This is a genomic window from Enterobacter cloacae complex sp. IR53041 (assembly GCF_049238285.1).
In the GTDB taxonomy this organism is placed as follows: Bacteria; Pseudomonadota; Gammaproteobacteria; order Enterobacterales; family Enterobacteriaceae; genus Enterobacter; species Enterobacter roggenkampii.
This window is the reverse complement of sequence record NZ_JBMKHB010000032.1, coordinates 12,850-29,520: the sequence shown is the minus strand read 5'-3', so window position 1 is coordinate 29,520 and position 16,671 is coordinate 12,850. Positions and strand designations below refer to the sequence as shown.

General features: G+C 57.7%; 10 protein-coding genes. 3 read left to right on the top strand and 7 right to left on the bottom strand.

The window, feature by feature from the left end; translation table 11 throughout:
• The first annotated feature begins 5 nt into the window (after window positions 1-5).
• Both yhjD and ACOTXF_RS19270 read left to right on the top strand, forming a co-directional pair.
• Window positions 6-1,031: an inner membrane protein YhjD gene (gene yhjD, locus ACOTXF_RS19275; RefSeq protein WP_047746383.1), complete on the top strand. Its 1,026-nt coding sequence runs from the start codon at window positions 6-8 to the stop codon at window positions 1,029-1,031.
• Window positions 1,032-1,291: 260 nt separating this feature from the next.
• Window positions 1,292-2,614: an MFS transporter gene (locus ACOTXF_RS19270; RefSeq protein ID WP_008503129.1), complete on the top strand. Its 1,323-nt coding sequence runs from the start codon at window positions 1,292-1,294 to the stop codon at window positions 2,612-2,614.
• A 93-nt stretch (window positions 2,615-2,707) separates the two neighbouring features.
• On the opposite strand, the gene ACOTXF_RS19265 is transcribed toward ACOTXF_RS19270, so the two are convergent.
• The gene (locus ACOTXF_RS19265; protein WP_047746385.1) at window positions 2,708-4,750 is read right to left on the bottom strand and encodes an AsmA family protein; all 2,043 of its coding nucleotides are present in this window, start codon (window positions 4,748-4,750) and stop codon (window positions 2,708-2,710) included.
• A 65-nt stretch (window positions 4,751-4,815) separates the two neighbouring features.
• Window positions 4,816-5,589, bottom strand: a complete 774-nt coding sequence (gene pdeH / locus ACOTXF_RS19260) for a cyclic-guanylate-specific phosphodiesterase (protein ID WP_048963146.1) — start codon at window positions 5,587-5,589, stop codon at window positions 4,816-4,818.
• Window positions 5,590-5,818: 229 nt separating this feature from the next.
• Between pdeH and ACOTXF_RS19255 the strand changes: the two genes are divergently transcribed.
• Window positions 5,819-6,748, top strand: coding sequence for a sugar kinase (locus ACOTXF_RS19255; RefSeq protein ID WP_045336755.1), 930 nt, complete (start codon window positions 5,819-5,821; stop codon window positions 6,746-6,748).
• 57 nt (window positions 6,749-6,805) lie between these two features.
• Here the strand turns inward: ACOTXF_RS19255 and ACOTXF_RS19250 are convergent, their stop codons facing one another.
• The 5 genes from ACOTXF_RS19250 to bcsZ form a co-directional block, all read right to left on the bottom strand.
• Window positions 6,806-8,299: a M16 family metallopeptidase gene (locus ACOTXF_RS19250; RefSeq protein WP_008503229.1), complete on the bottom strand. Its 1,494-nt coding sequence runs from the start codon at window positions 8,297-8,299 to the stop codon at window positions 6,806-6,808.
• A gap of 227 nt (window positions 8,300-8,526) precedes the next feature.
• A complete protein-coding gene (locus ACOTXF_RS19245; protein WP_021242141.1) occupies window positions 8,527-9,813 on the bottom strand; it encodes a dicarboxylate/amino acid:cation symporter in 1,287 nt (428 codons plus the stop codon).
• Window positions 9,814-9,972: 159 nt separating this feature from the next.
• Window positions 9,973-11,979 (bottom strand): biofilm formation regulator HmsP, encoded by a 2,007-nt coding sequence (gene hmsP, locus ACOTXF_RS19240; RefSeq protein WP_023345069.1) that lies wholly within the window; start codon window positions 11,977-11,979, stop codon window positions 9,973-9,975.
• Window positions 11,980-12,098: 119 nt separating this feature from the next.
• Entirely contained in the window at window positions 12,099-15,581 is a 3,483-nt protein-coding gene (gene bcsC / locus ACOTXF_RS19235) for a cellulose synthase complex outer membrane protein BcsC (protein ID WP_232926875.1), read from the bottom strand.
• A complete protein-coding gene (bcsZ, locus tag ACOTXF_RS19230; RefSeq protein WP_047746392.1) occupies window positions 15,563-16,669 on the bottom strand; it encodes a cellulose synthase complex periplasmic endoglucanase BcsZ in 1,107 nt (368 codons plus the stop codon). The genes bcsC and bcsZ overlap by 19 nt, the downstream gene beginning before the upstream one ends.
• Window positions 16,670-16,671 lie beyond the last annotated feature (2 nt).

The window sequence follows — 16,671 nt, the reverse complement described above, 5'->3', positions numbered from 1 at the left end:
GTCGCGTGACGCCGGAAAACAACCCGCAACGACCCACCCAACATTTAGAGTTTGAGCCCGTCAAAAAGATGGAAACCGGGCCTGAAGAGGCCAAGTCCCCTGGTACCGCCAGCAAAGCGCTGGGGACCGTAACCGGCATTGTCGCCAGAATTCAGCAGTTTCCCATGATTGCGCATCTGATACGCGCGACCGAACGCTTTAATGACCGCATGGGAAACCAGTTTGGTGCCGCCATCACCTATTTTTCCTTCCTGTCGATGATCCCGATCCTGATGGTGTCGTTTGCGGCGGCCGGTTTTGTGCTCGCCTCGCACCCGACGCTGCTGCAGGATATCTTTAATAAGATCCTGAATAACGTCAGTGACCCAACCCTTGCCAGCACGCTCAAAAGCACCATCAATACCGCCGTGCAGCAGCGTACTACCGTCGGTATCGTCGGCTTGCTGATTGCCCTTTACTCCGGCGTTAACTGGATGGGCAACCTGCGCGAGGCCATTCGCGCCCAGTCGCGCGACGTCTGGGAGCGTAAGCCGCAGGACCAGGAGAAAATCTGGGTTAAGTATCTCCGTGATTTTGTTTCGCTGATTGGCCTGCTCGTCGCGCTCATCGTGACGCTTTCCATTACCTCCGTGGCGGGCTCCGCGCAGCAGATGATCATCTCCGCGCTCTATCTTGATTACATCGAATGGCTGAAGCCCGCCTGGCGCAGCATTGGGCTGGCCATTTCCATCTTCGCCAACTACCTGCTGTTCTTCTGGATCTTCTGGCGCTTGCCGCGCCATCGCCCGCGCAAGAAGGCGCTGATCAGAGGGACACTGATCGCGGCGATAGGCTTTGAGGTGATTAAAATCGTGATGACCTACACCCTGCCGTCGCTGGTGAAATCCCCTTCCGGCGCGGCGTTCGGCTCGGTGCTGGGGTTAATGGCGTTCTTCTACTTCTTCGCACGTTTAACCCTGTTCTGCGCCGCGTGGATCGCCACTGCCGAGTACAAAGACGACCCGCGAATGCCGGGCAAAACGCACCGTTAACCCCTCTCCCGGGCTGAAATTTCAGCCCGATTCATCATTTCAGCATATAAATCCAGTCCGTAACTTTTATTTAACCGAAAACCAGTTTTATTGACTGATATTTAAAATCTGTGAAGCATTTCATAGACGTGTTTTGGCTGGCCTGAAAATTATCCGCTTTTTGTTGCTTTTATCACCAGGTCGCGGCTTTGTTACAGATTGAAATGTCGCTTTTGCTGTGCGTAATATGGCCTTTCGTTCGACAAAAATAAGAAAATATTATGCAAGCAACCGCCACCACACTCGACTCAGAAACGGAAAACGTTCCGGTAAATTCGCGCAATAAAGTTGTCGTCGCCTCGCTGATTGGCACCGCCATCGAGTTCTTCGACTTTTACATTTACGCCACCGCGGCGGTCATCGTCTTCCCGCACATTTTCTTCCCGCAGGGCGATCCGACGGCGGCCACGCTGCAGTCCCTGGCGACCTTTGCTATCGCGTTTGTTGCGCGTCCGATTGGCTCCGCGCTGTTTGGACACTTTGGCGATCGCATCGGACGCAAAGTCACGCTGGTGGCCTCGCTGCTGACGATGGGGATCTCCACCGTGGCCATCGGCCTGCTGCCGACGTATGAGACCATCGGCATTCTGGCGCCGGTCCTGCTGGCGCTGGCGCGTTTTGGTCAGGGTCTGGGACTGGGTGGTGAATGGGGTGGCGCGGCGCTGCTGGCCACCGAGAACGCCCCGGCGCGCAAGCGCGCGCTGTATGGTTCTTTCCCGCAGCTTGGCGCACCGATTGGCTTCTTCTTCGCCAACGGGACGTTCCTGCTGCTCTCCTGGCTGCTGACGGATGAACAGTTCATGAGCTGGGGCTGGCGTATCCCGTTTGTCTTCTCAGCCGTGCTGGTGCTGATTGGCCTGTACGTGCGAGTTTCTCTGCATGAGACCCCTGTTTTCGCGAAAGTGGCCGCGGCGAACAAGCAGGTGAAAGTGCCGCTGGGCACGCTGCTGACCAAACACGTCCGCGTGACCGTACTGGGCACGTTCATCATGCTGGCCACCTACACGCTGTTCTACATCATGACCGTTTACTCCATGACCTTCAGTACCGCCGCCGCGCCGGTTGGGCTGGGTCTGCCGCGTAACGAAGTGCTGTGGATGTTGATGATGGCGGTGATCGGGTTTGGCGTGATGGTTCCGATTGCGGGCCTGCTCGCGGATAAGTTCGGCCGTCGCGCAAGCATGATCACCATCACCACGCTGATCGTTCTGTTTGCTCTGTTCGTCTTCCCGCCGCTGCTGGGTTCAGGCAGCCCGGCGCTGGTGATGGCCTACCTGCTGATTGGCCTGAGCCTGATGGGGCTGACCTTCGGCCCGATGGGGGCGTTGCTGCCGGAGCTGTTCCCGACGGAAGTGCGTTATACCGGCGCGTCGTTCTCCTACAACGTCTCGTCTATTCTGGGCGCCTCCGTTGCGCCGTATATCGCCACCTGGCTGCAGGCAAACTACGGCCTGTTCTATGTGGGCGTTTATCTGGCGGCCATGGCGGCGCTGACGCTGATTGCGCTGCTGCTGACGCACGAGACGAAGCACCAGGCTCTGTAAGCTAATGCCGGGTGGCGGCTACGCCTTACCAGGCCTACGATTCAAATGTAGGCCGGGTAAGCGCAGCGCCACCCGGCAAAAACAGGCCGCACCTTACTTCTTCATCTGTGACAAAATGGTCCGGCACTGATTCGCCTCGCCCTCTGACGGCGATATCAACGCCAGCAGCGCTGCGGCGGGGGTAACCAGCGTCGCAAGCGCCGCAGCCACCGCACCACGCGCAATCAGCGGTCCGGGCTTCACGCCCGCCTGCGGATTTTTGAAGGTTCCGCGCACGTACAGCGGCGAGCGCAGGGTGATGATACGGATCCCCTTACTTTCCGGATCGATGGTCAAATCCAGCTGTTCGGACGCCATACTGGCGGTACCGGTCACGTTAATCACCGCATTTTCCGTGTCGAAGGCAAAAATCTGCGGACGCGCCACGCCGTTAACCAGATCCAGATTGGCCGCCGCGCAGTTCACCCGCACCTCATCATCACCGAAGATTTGCCCGATGATGTAGTTCCCGACGTTCAGCCCCAGGATCTCCATCAGGTTGCGGCTCACCAGCCCGTCGTTCATCAGCAGCTTCAGGTTGCCATTACCGCTGCCCAGCAGCGCCGCCACGGAGTTCCCCACGCCGCGGATGTCGGCATCGCCGTTCATCTCGCCGAGGGTCTTCTGCATCAGCTCGACGTTCGGCATCAGCGCTTTCAGCTTAAGCCTGCGCGCCTGAATCTCCGCGCGCCCCTGCATCGGCTTTTTATCGCCTTCCAGGTGAATGTTGGAGGAAATCGTCCCGCCCGCCATGCCAAACTTCAGCGGCTGCAGGCGCAGATCGGCATTTTTCAGGATGATATGCGTCGAGAGATCGCTCAGCGGCAACGTGCTGCCATGCTCAATTTTACGCCCTTTGAAGCGCACATCCGCATCCATCACGTTCCACTTATCGGTTTCAAAGCGATCGTAAGGCAGCACTTTTCCCGCAGGTTGAATGTCCTTTTTCACCTCTTTTGACTTCGTACCTTTACCGGAATCCACGCCGATCAGCGGGCCGAGATCGGCCAGACGCAGCTGGCGGGACTCAACGTCCCCTTCCAGCTTCGGCCTCGGTTTTCCGGTGGTGTAGGTCAGCGAGCCGTGGATATCGCTGTCGCCGATGCGGCCGTTAAAATCACGGTAGTCAAAAACCGACGATTTTTCGCTGTCGATTTTGGCGACCAGATGCCCGTCCGTTTCGAACGGCGGGGTATCCGGCAGCAGCACGCCGGTCAGCTCATACAGCTCGCCCAGCGAATCACCGGCAAATTTAAGCTGAAGATCGACGCCGCCCATGTTCATCGGGTCGTTAACCGTTCCCACGAACGCCACGCGGGTGTTACCGGAGCGGAAGTCCGCCTGCACCGGGAACGGCGTGCCTTCGCTCCGGAGCGCCAGCATGCCGCCTATTTTCCCTTTGCCGCTGAGCGGCTGGTCGTTGTAGTGTCCTTTTGCCGTCAGGCCGAAGACATAGTCGCCCACGCTTGCCGTGTCACCTTTGGCTTTCGTCCCCGTGACCTCGCTAAACGGCAGCGGCTTGCCGAGCGGATCGACCAGGATCTCCACGTCGGCCTTGCTGACCTTATCGTCGATGGCGATCCGCCCGCGATCGAAGAGAATATTGTCGAGACGGAATGACCAGGAGGAAGGCTGGGCATTCGGATCCTTTTCGCCATCGCTGGCAAGGTTAAACGTCCAGTTGTTGTTTTTTTCTGAGAGGCGGATCAGGCGCGCGTCGGGCTGCTGAAGTTTGATCCACGGCAGATAGACCGTTTTGGTCAGCAGCGCGAGCGGGGCCAGCGTGGCCTCAACGCGCGGCAGGTGGATCATGGTGACGTCCGGGATATCCGGCGGGTTACCGAGAATGATGTCGTCGGCGTGGACGTGTGGCCACGGGATCCAGCGTCGCCAGCCGGGCTCCTCTTTCTGACGCTCCCACACGACCCCTAAATCACCGCGTATGGCGAAGGGGCGGTTCAGTTCGGTTGAGACTTTCTGGTTGATGGTCGGCTTAAGACGGTTCCAGTCAAACGTCGCGATAATGATGGCGACGACCACGATCAACAACAAGAAAATCCCTGCTGTCCAGGAGATCACCCTGGTTGTTCTTGTCATTTTTATCCCCTTTCCTGATGACCTGTCCTGTAAAACTATAGTCCAGACAAAGGGAAGCGGGCTTATCAGAGGGTAGTTATCACGCTATCGAGGCGATCCATGGGTACCGGTCGGGAGAGGAAATAGCCTTGCGCCGCCGCGGCAGGCGAGCTTTGCACATCACGCCACTCTTCCAGCGTTTCCACACCTTCAACAATCACGCCCTGGCAATAGCGGTTCATCAGCTGTAATAACAGCGTAAACAGGTTCCGCCCTTCCGGGGTCTGACGCAGCATAATGAACAGATCGCGGGCCACTTTAATGTAGTCATAACGCACTTCACTCAGAGCCGAAAAGTTCGCCATGCCGGTGCCAAAGTCATCCAGCCACAGCGGGCCGTATTCGCATATGGAGGCAAACGAGGAGTCCTGCGGCAGGCGGACATGCTCCACCAGCTCAAAGCGCACCCACGGCAGGGTGGCGATCAGCGCCTGCAATTTCGCGTTCTGACGCAGCGCCAGCAGAGTGGGGCCATCAACATTCACAGAAGCGAGGATATCGTGCTGTTCGAAAAAGGGCTGCTTCGTTGCCAGCATACGGAGCTGCTCTTCCAGCACGTCAAGACGCTGGCGAACGGCCACTTCGGCAAAATAGCGATCCGGTGCGATGCGCTGGGTAGGGTTTGAGGGATGCGTCACGACGGTCAAAATTTCAATGGCCATCAGTCGACCGTCTGTTCGGTATATCGGCTGATAGGTATACGCACGCTCACATTGCAGCCAGTAGCGATGCTCCTGCAAGTTCTCAATACTTGCCTCAGGCGTGGTGCTCAGCCGCTGGGTAACCTGCTCTGACTTCATTTCAGATGTCCTGTTGTTGGGATGGCCTTTCTGGACTCGTCACAGGATTATCGGCGCGACAATTGAGAACTTTATGTTCAATTCACCGGGAAAATGAAATTAAGATGACAGAAATGCGCAGGAACACGCGCTGGCTCAAATAAAATAATGGAACGTTGTTTTAATATAGTTGACCTGTTAATTCACTCAGCGCACACTGCTGATCATTCTTCTGTTCAGGTTCACGATTATGTCTAAAAAAATTGCCGTGATTGGCGAATGCATGATTGAGCTGTCACAAAAAGGCGCGGAAGTGAGCCGCGGATTTGGTGGCGATACGTTAAACACCTCCGTTTATATTGCCCGCCAGGTTGCGCCTGAGGCGCTCACCGTGAACTACGTTACCGCCCTGGGGACGGACAGCTTCAGCCAGCAGATGCTTGAGGCCTGGCAAAGTGAACATATTGATACCTCGCTGATCCAGCGTATGGAAAACCGCCTGCCGGGTTTGTATTACATTGAGACCGACGACACCGGCGAACGCACGTTTTATTACTGGCGTAACGAAGCCGCGGCCAAATTCTGGCTGGAGAGCGAGGATGCCGCGGCCATCTGCGAAGCGCTGGCGACCTTCGACTATCTCTATCTGAGCGGGATCAGCCTGGCGATCCTGAGCCCCACCAGCCGTGAAAAGCTGCTCTCGCTGCTGCGCGAATGCCGTGCCAACGGCGGCAAGGTCATTTTCGATAACAACTACCGCCCGCGCCTGTGGGCCAGCCGTGAAGAGACGCAGCAGGTCTATCAGCAGATGCTGCAATGCACCGACATCGCCTTCCTGACGCTCGACGATGAAGACGCCCTCTGGGGGGAAAAACCGGTAGAGGACGTGATTGCACGCACGCAGGCGGCTGGCGTGAGCGAAGTGGTGATTAAGCGCGGTGCGGAGTCGTGCCTGGTCGCGACTACGGGTGAAGCGACGATTGAGGTCCCGGCGGTGAAGCTTGCCAAAGAGAAAGTGATTGATACCACGGCGGCGGGTGATTCATTCAGCGCGGGCTATCTGGCAGTACGCCTGACGGGCGGAACGCCGGAAGCGGCGGCACAGCGTGGACATCTGACGGCCAGCACGGTGATTCAGTATCGCGGGGCGATTATTCCGCGTGAGGCGATGCCTGTTTAAGTAGGGTGCGGGCTGATGCCCTAACCCTCTCCCACAGGGAGAGGGTTAGTCTACGTCTTACTGCCCTTGCGGGATATCCGTCGCGTCCGGGTGTAAATCATCAGCCGTCGCGGCCTGCGTCGGCTGCGGCGCGGTCGCCATGATGGAATCCCAGGTCTTCTGAAGTTCCTTCATGTCATATTCCGGTTCGCCCTTCGGCTGCAGAAGGATCAACGCCATCTCCTGCGACAGCTGCTGACGGAGATCCTGGTTGAGCATTTCGACGGTCAGACCGTTCAGGAAATCCTGACGGAGCTTCTGGTACTGTTCCGGCGCAATATCCACCACCTGATTCTGCAGGGAACGAATACGCTGGCTGATCAGAATATCGGTATCGGCGCGCGCGTAGGTCGCAAACAGCTTCTGCAGCTCGAGTTTTTTCTGCGCCACAAGCGCGTTGAATTCCTCTTCGGAAAGCCCCTCTTTACGCACTTTTGCCAACTCTTTCGCGACGACACCCAGATTGGCATTCAGCTTATCGCCCGGTGATTCAACGTTAATGGCGCATTGCGCACGCTGGAACAGCACGCGGCAGTCAAAGCCAAGACCGATATTCTTCACGTTGTTCTTACTGAGCGTCTGCTGAACGTGCCAGAACAGCGCTTCACGCGCCAGGTCGGCACGCCAGTAGCGCAACAGCGCCGCGGACTCACGGATGGGCTGCCAGGCGTTATCCCACATCACGGAGAGTCGGTCCTGACGCACGGTGTCCGTCATAATGCTGACAGGCTCTGCACGCAGCGGGGAGAGTGTCGGAACAGGGGCAGGCGATTCACGCTTGCCTTTCAGATCGCCAAACGCTTTGTTGATCTGCTCCACCACCGCGCGGCTGTCCACGTTACCCACCACGATCAGCGTCATCGCGTCCGGGGTGTACCACTTCTGGTAGAACGATTTCACCTGTTCGGCGTCCACCGGCTGTTTTAGCGGCTCGGCAGGGTCATGTCCCAGCAACGTCGAGCCTTTCAGGCGGTAACGCCACCAGCCCTCTTTGGTATCACCAGGCCAGGTCGCCACCATGTCGCTGTTGCTCAACGCATAGTTGACGGTGTCCGGCGTAATCGCCAGATTGCCGGAGGCATCGGAGAGATACGTCAGGGCTTCTTTAAGCAGATCGTTGCGGTTATTAGGCAGGCTCAGGTTAAACATGGTGTAGTCATACGAGACCACAGCCGGAGGAAGCGGGCGTTTCGGATCGATGGCCTGTTGCCAGAGCGAACGCACCTGAACCGCTTGCAGGCTGCCGCTCTGCGTGAGCGCCAGCCGGGGAATAAAGTGGCTGAAACCGGTTTGCTGAGTGCTTTCCGTAAGGGAACCGGTATTAACAGACAGACGGATTTCAATACGGTCACTGGGACGTTGCGGCGTGGCTAACACCTGCCACTGAAAACCGTTCGCTAGTGTCCCTTGTTGCCAGGCCGGGTCTGGCTGGAGCGCATCTGCCTGCACATAACTGGCTGCTGCCATCATCAGCAAACCGCCGGTTAAGAGTCGAATTTTTGTGCCCTGCATGTGAACCCCTGATCAACATTCCTGGTTAAAAAAGAGTGCCTCGCGACGCGCTTCACTCTTAAAGATGACGATGAAAACACGTCGATTAGACCGCGCGTTCGGCAAAACGTCACGGTCCGAAGTGAAATATACCCAAAAAAAATCTTGTCGAATTATGACAGGTATGAACAGTTATTATGCGCAGGAGCCCGCATCCCCACAAGGGAATACGGGCATTTGTGACAAGATTAAGAGGATAAGCCAGGATTTTTGCTGTCAGTTGAACGATTATTCAGAGTATCGTCGAGCTTTTTGTGATCCAGCTCTTTCACCCATTTCGCGACCACTACCGTTGCCACGCCGTTACCCACCAGGTTAGTTAACGCACGCGCCTCTGACATAAAGCGGTCAATACCGAGAATCAACGCCAGGCCCGCCACCGGCAGGTGCCCCACTGCAGAGATAGTGGCAGCCAGCACGATAAAGCCGCTGCCCGTTACGCCCGCCGCGCCTTTAGAGGAGAGCAGGAGCACCACCAGCAGGGTGATCTGATGGAAAATATCCATATGGCTGTTGGTGGCCTGTGCGATAAACACCGCCGCCATCGTCAGGTATATCGAGGTGCCGTCCAGGTTGAAGGAGTAGCCCGTCGGGATCACCAGCCCCACCACCGATTTACGACACCCGAGTTTCTCCATCTTATCGAGCATGCGCGGCAGCGCCGATTCTGACGAGGAGGTTCCCAGAACAATCAGCAGCTCTTCGCGGATGTAACGGATAAATTTGAAGATGCTGAAACCGGTCGCGCGGGCGATGGAGCCCAGCACCACCACCACGAAAAGAATACAGGTGATATAGAAACAGATAATCAGCTGACCCAACTGGACCAGCGTACCGACGCCATACTTACCGATGGTGAAGGCCATCGCACCGAAGGCACCGATGGGCGCCAGGCGCATGATCATATTGATGATGCCGAAGATGACCTGCGAGAAGCTTTCGATCACGTTAAAGATCAGCTGGCCTTTGCTGCCCAGACGGTGCAGGGCGAAGCCAAACATCACGGCGAACAGCAGCACCTGGAGGATGTTTCCGCTGGCGAACGCGCCAATGACGCTGCCAGGAATGACGTCCAGCAGGAAGGCCACCACGCCCTGATCCTTCGCCTGTTCGGCATAGACCGCAACCGCTTTGGCATCCAGCGTCGAGGGATCGACGTTCATCCCCGCACCTGGCTGCACCACGTTAACGATGACCAGACCAATAATCAGCGCAAGGGTACTGACCACTTCAAAATAGAGAAGCGCCACTGCACCGGTACGGCCAACCGCCTTCATGCTTTCCATGCCAGCGATGCCCGTGACGACCGTACAGAAGATCACCGGCGCGATGACCATTTTAATGAGCTTAACGAACGCGTCGCCAAGCGGTTTCATTTGCGCGCCCAGTTCAGGGTAATAGTGACCCAGCAGAATACCGATGGCGATGGCTGTCAGGACCTGGAAATAAAGACTTTTGAAGAGTGAGGTTTTCATAGGGTGTCCTTGGGAAGAAAAACCACAGGCTTTGTAAGGTTATGGTTAACCTGCGGCTTTAAAATAACACCCGCATAACAGGACAGAAATAAACTCAGTTCAAATTTGAAACACAAATGTTAAGAAATTTGAGCTGGCTCGCACAAGCCAGCAAAAAAATTACACTTTTGCGTTATTGTCAGCACCAGAAAGGTATCGTTCTTCAAAGACATCCGAAGGCACTGCGGGGGCAAACAGGAAACCCTGCCCGCTCTCCACGCCCGCCTCTGCCAGCCAGGCGCGTTGCGCGTCGGTTTCAATTCCCTCGGCAATAAGATGCAGGTTGAGGCTGCGCGCCATCTGGATAATCGCCTGCACCATGCTGCTGTCGTCCGGCAGACCGTCGACAAACGCTTTGTCAATTTTTAGTACATCCACCGGAAGCGTCTTCATGTGCTGAAGCTGGCGCAGCCCGGCGTAGCCCATGCCAAAATCGTCCAGGGCAATGCGAATGCCGGCATTACGCAGCGGCTTAAGAATCGCGACCGCCTCATTAGGGTCGTCAATGCGTCGACTCTCCGTCACTTCCAGGGTCAAGGTATCCGGTTTGATGCGGTAACGATGGATCAGCTCCAGCATCTCAGAAACCATGGTCGGGTGCATAAGCTGCATGGCAGACAAATTGACCGACAGCGGCAGCGTTATGCCGCGCTCCTGCCAGGCGGCAAGCTGACGACAGGACTCTTCGAGCACCCAGTAGCCGACGGTGACCATCAGGCCGCAGGACTCGATGCGCTCAATCAGCCCTTCCGGCAGCTCCCATGTGCCATCCGGCTGCTGCAGACGCAGCAGGGCCTCGGCGCTTTTTACCTCTCCCGTCCGCAGATCCACCTGCGGCTGCAGCCAGAGGGCAAACTGGCGGTTATCCAGCGCGGTCAGGATGTCACTCTCTTCCGTCAGGCGCTGCTGCGCCTTTTCCATCTGCGCCGGGTCGAAGAACTGGATTTGGTTTTTCCCTTTGCGCCGGGCGGTAAAGGCCGCCGAGAAGGCGCGGCGATAAAGCTGTTCCGCGGTCAGGTCGCCATAGAACATGGCAATCCCGATACTGGCACTCGGGCGAAGCTGGATACCCTGAATCGGCAGCCGCTCATTAATGACAGTGAGTACTTGCTGACCTAACGTGATCGCATGCCAGGGTTCTTTTACGCCGTTGGCAATCACCACCAGGTCGTAACCGCTGACCTGGGTCAGCACCATGCGCGGGGCAAGGACAGATTTGATCTTTTCCACCAGGGTGAGCAGCAGCATCTCTCGCTGGCTCTCCTGAAGCACGCCAGCCGTGTCCTGCAGGGTTTCACAGGCAATGACCATCAGCGCGGTGGTTTGCTGGCGCTCAACGGTTTGCTCCAGCATCGCCATCAGGAACGCTTTATTGGGAAGCTCCGATACCGGAAAACGGGTGGCGCTACTGTTCATCTCATCCTGCTGACGCTGGATGCGCTGCTGGTTGAGGTTGTAGCTGCGCACCAGCATGCCGATCTCATCGTCATGATGCAGACGCGGCAGCTCAAGCTGATGTCCCATCTGATCCTGCGGCGCAAGCGTGTTCAGCTCGCGGGCGATACGGCGCAGGGGATGGACAATCAACCGGTTAATGCACCACGTCAGCGCCACGCTGAGAATAAGCGTCATAAGTAAGCAAGTGGTCACTAACGTAACCACCCAACTCATGACGAATTTATACATGCGGTAGGAGTCTGCCTGTAACACCAGGTAGGCCAGAGGCTGTGGATTCGCAGGGCGCTCAAGCGAATAGACGGGAAGCGAAATTTGCACCGGCAGTTCAAACAGGCGCATCACCATCATCGGGACGGGACGCTCCGGGATAAAGCTCATCCGCAGCGCCTGAAACTGATTGGGTAGCACGACGTCCGCCCGGCTCACAACACCGGCCGGCTGAATACGTTTCAGAATGGTTTCCGCTTCGGGGATATCCCCTTTCAGGATGGAGGCAGACAGCGGGCCGCGTACCGAGCGGGCGATACTTTCTAATTGCGAAGCCGTGTTATAGCGATTCTGCTGTACGGAATGAAACAGCAAAATTACGCAGAAGAGCAGGACAAACAGCATGGTGACGGCAGAGACCATCGCCATCTGTTTGATTGTTAAGGAACGGCTGACACGCAAAATGACTCTCCACAAAACTCGAAGCGCAGGGCGCGCCAGGGTGTAAACCTGGCGCGCCTGAGTATACCCGATTGCTGCGCTGTTAAGAGAGACTTACAAATGGATTAAGGAAAATCCGATTACCAGTCCGCGTAAGGGATGAGCGGTTGCGGCGGTAAGTCCATATCGCCCTGCCAGCCTGCAGCAGAGTAGCGCACATAGATCAGCGCATGGCTTGGGGTATAGTCTTTCGCTTCCTGAATGTCCACGCCCATGCCAACAAACCAGTTGGACGTAACCCGGCGCTCAATAATGGCCCGCGCGGTATAACCCGTGCCTGAGGAGCTGCTGCCGGTTTCCATCACGCCCCGGTCGGTATAGCGGTCTGGCTCATCGGTCGGGATCAGATTCTGAATCGGGTAGCGCAGCTCGTCTTTGGTTTTGGAGTGAGACCAGGAGACCGAGCCCCCCAGCTCCCAGGACCAGTTTTCCGTGCGCTTACGCCAGATCACCGGCAAGGCGAAGGAGACATACTCCTGCGGGCTGTAATAGCCGCCCTGACCCAGGGTATAACCGCTCAGGTCTTTGTCGTAGTGCCAGAGCATGTTGGAGACGCCGACCGTCAGGCGCTCATTGTTTTTATTAATGAGCTTGTAGTAGTAACCCGTCATCCAGCGGACGCGCCAGTTATCCTCAACATTTTTACCCGTCAGCGTTTCCGCGTTCAGGCTTGACCAGACGCCGTTCGCTTCCCCTTTGTCATAGCTGATGCTGACGCCGCCACCGGTCGCGCGTACGCCGCCCCAGGTGGTGCCGGTGTTGGTGTCTTTTTGCCCGCCGAAGGCCAGCAGAGAGCTGGAGATTGGCCGACGATGGGCGTTAACGGTATAGCCGATAGGGCCCAGATCGCTGCTGTAGCTGATGCCGCCCACCACGTCGACGACGTCAAAGCCCATCGGCGTGGTGCCAATATCCATCGCCCAGGTTTTATTCTGCCAGCCGACAGCGACGCTTGCGCCATTGTCTGACTGATGGGTGTTACCGCTACACGGCGTTTCGTAGCAGGTTCCCCATTTAGGGTCGTAAGTCCCGTTCCTGGTATCGAATGACCCGACGTCCATATTGACCAGATCGCTTCTGAAGAACATGCGCCCGTCAGAGAGCGGCGCATCCACCTGCAGCATGGTGGTATGCGCTTTCAAGTCGGAATAGCCGCCCGTGCCGCTGGAGCCCCAGTAATCGTGCTGCAGCGTGACGTTAACATCCTGCTGGCGGTACAACTCACCGGCATCACTGCGCACGCCGCGCTTCAGCCAGTCGTCTTTTTCATCGTTACGCGTCAGACGGGTGAAACTGTCGTTATCAGCCGGACGCGTCGTGGTGATACCCGTCGATACCATCGCATCTTTATAGGTTTCCAGCGCCTGCTGAGGCTGCCCGTTCTGCGCCTGGAAACGCGCGGCATCACGCAGCACCAGCGCGTTTTCCATTGATCCGGGCTGCGATTTAGCCTGCGGAATGATTTTACTGAAGGTCTGTTCTGCCGCGGCGGAATCACCCAGCCCCGCCTGCGCCATCGCGATGCGGCGCTGCATATTGAGCGACAGCGGCTGGCCGTTCTGCGCGGCGGGCAGCTTCGCCAGCTCCGCGCGCGCGGCATCTTTGTTACCCTGGGCGCTGTAAATCTCGGTCAGGCCGAGGATCGCGTCTTCGTTCTGCGGCTCACGCTGCAGGACGGCGTTGTACGTCGTTTTCGCGGAGTTCAGATCGCCACGCTGCTGTGCCCAGTCCGCCAGCGTCAGGTCGATGCGGGTGGAGGTTGGCTGCTGGCGAAGAAGATTCTCCGCCTCCTGCTCTTTGCCGCTGTCCCGCAGGCGGTTGGCGGTTTCCAGCACCTGATTGCTTTGCAGGCGGTCGGCAAGTTCCTGAATATTGCTGTTCCACTGGCTGCGCGGCAGCGTGTCCAGATGCGCCAGCGCGGCACGGTCCTGATCGTTTCCGGAAAGATAGAGCCCGCTGGCATAGACCTGATCCGGATCGGACGGTTTCTGGCGGGCAAGCTGACGCATCAGGGTGTCTGCCTGGCTGCGCTGACCCGCGCTGTAGAGATCGCGCGACAGACGATAGGTTATCCACACGTCGCCGGGAGAGAGCGCCAGACGACGACGCTGGATTTCTGCTGCCTGGGCGTATTTCCCCTGATTTTCCAGCTGTTCGGCCTGGGCGGAGAGCTGCTCGTTGGTCAGACTACGCTCGATATCATCAATGCTCCGACGCTGGCTGGCGGAGAGCGACTGGATAAACTGCGAGGCTTTCTCCGGGGACTGCGCGCGGTAAATATTGGCCAGGCCGCGAACCGCGTTGCTGTTGCCGCTGTCCATTCGCAGCGCCTGACGGTAATAACGCTCCGCCGCGTCGTTATCTTTACGCGCCGCGGCGGCGTCGCCCAGCCCCAGCACCGCGTAGCTGTCGGTATTGTCGATGTTACGCGCCTGCTGATAGTAACGCTCTGCCTGCGCCGGGTTATTCGCCTTCAGCGCCGCATCGCCCTGCTGGATCAGCAGCCAGTAGCGGTTAACCTTCAGAAGACTGTCCCATTTACCCCGGTTATCGCTCTGCGGATCGAGGGCAATCGCCTTTTCAAACTGGGCTACCGCGCGGGCACGGTCGCCCTTCTGGGAATACGCCTGCCCCAGGGCACCCACCGCTTCACTGTCGGCATGGTTGGCGCTGACGGCTTTTTGCAGCTCGGCCACCGCCTTACTGCCCTGCCCGGCGTCCACCGCCGCGAGCCCTTCCGCTTTCGCGCGGAACGCCGGATCGGCGAGCTGTTTTTGCTGCGCTTCAAGCTGGGCACGCGCCGCAGCGACGCTATCCCCGTCGCTGAATACGCTCAGATATTTTTGCAGCGCGCTGACGCTGGCGCTGCTGGCAGGCTGGTCTTTGATTTGGTCGTACCACATATCAGACGCCTGGCCGCGGCCATTGGTGGATTTGGCCATCTCCTGCAGTACCGCAAAGCCTTCATCACGTCGTCCGCTCTGGAACAGAAGCAGGGCCAGCGTTGTCTGCAGCTGCGTATTCCCGGGGCTGCTGCTGTTAATTTTTTTCAGCTGGTTAATGGCCGCACCGCGGCGAGCTGGATCTTTCGCCACGACGTTCCAGTATTCCGTCGCCACATCGCCACCCGGCGGGTTGCCGTCAAACAGCTTGTCATAGGCGGCAATCGCTTCCTGCGTGTGCCCCGTAGTGGCGAGCAGTCGCGCCTGCTGGAGCTGCTGTCGGCCATCCGGAGTAGAAAGCAGCATGGTGTTGCGTGAGGACTGGTAAGCGCTCGAACCCGGGGCGATCCCTTTCAGACGATCCAGCTCTTTTTGCGCGCCGGCGTTATCGCCCTGACGCAGCAGGTAGCGAAAGCGCGCGGCAATGACGTCAGGGTTGTTGGGGTCAATCAGCTCAAGGCGATAGAGCGACTGACGAACCAAATCCTCACGCTGTGTCGATTCGCCCAGCCTGACCTGCTCCAGCAGCTGTTTCTGCTGCGGAGAGTTGGCGGCCTGTGCCCACGGCATAAGCGCCAGGCCAAGCGATAAACTGAGTAGATTTACTGTGAACTTGCGCATTCCTGGCCCCAATCCGGTATTAATTCACCTTTTGCGGTGAAGCGAAAACGATGCTGATCCCATCCTTGCCCAAAAAGCGTCAGCACATAGCTGTAATAGGCATTGTTATCGGGAAAATGGTCTGCAACGCGCTGGCGCTGAACCGCCTGGGCATCACGTTGTTGTAAAAACGGCAGCATAGCGGCAGAGAACCCGACCGGGCCGTCGCCGATACGTTTCCCCGTCGCCACATCCACTTTCTCCGGCGGCACACCCCGTTTCATGGTCTTTGCCGCCATCGGCTGGAAGCGCGTCAGGAGCCGGGCTTTCTGAGGATCTTTATCACTCATCATGCCCACCCAGAGATACACGCGGATGGCGTCGTAGCCGCCCACCAGCGCTTTCTCCTGCTGTAACCGCCAGCCTTTGTTTTTCTGATACTGCACCCAGTCCGGCGAAAAACCTTTCGGCGCACTCTCAAGCAGCAGGCGCAGGTTAGTTTCACGAAGCTGGGTCCACGGGGAACCAAAGCGCGTGAAATAAGCCGCTAGCTGCGGAGGAAGATAGCTGGGGTTAAAACGCCAGGCGTTCTCATCGGCAAAGCCGACTCTACCAGGAAGCAGCATTGCGCCGAGCCCCGGGACGTTGACCACTTCCTCGCTGACAATGCGTTTCAGCAGCGCCTTACCCGTGCGGGTATAGTCCCGATCTTTCCACAGCCGACCTGCTTCGAGCAGTGACCAGGCGATCCAGACATCGGCATCAGAGGCGGAGTTGGTATCAATCACCGCCCAGGCGTCTTTATCTTTCTGACCCCATAGCCAGGCAGGCAGATGGGCGTTGAGATCGCCGCTGGCGAGATTATCGCGCGTCCACGTCAGCAGCAGGTCAAAGGCTTTGCGATCGTTCGCCGCCAGGGCAAAGAACAGGGCGTAGCTTTGCCCTTCCGAGGTCGTAATTTTGCGCGTGTCACTGGGATCAATGACGCGCCCGCCTTCACTGATGTAGTCCTTTTTAAACTGCTCCCAGGCAGGCCAGGTACAGGCGGCGCGAAGAGGAAGCGCCGCCAGCATCACCGCTGCTAATACACACCAGCGAAAGGCTTTCATCA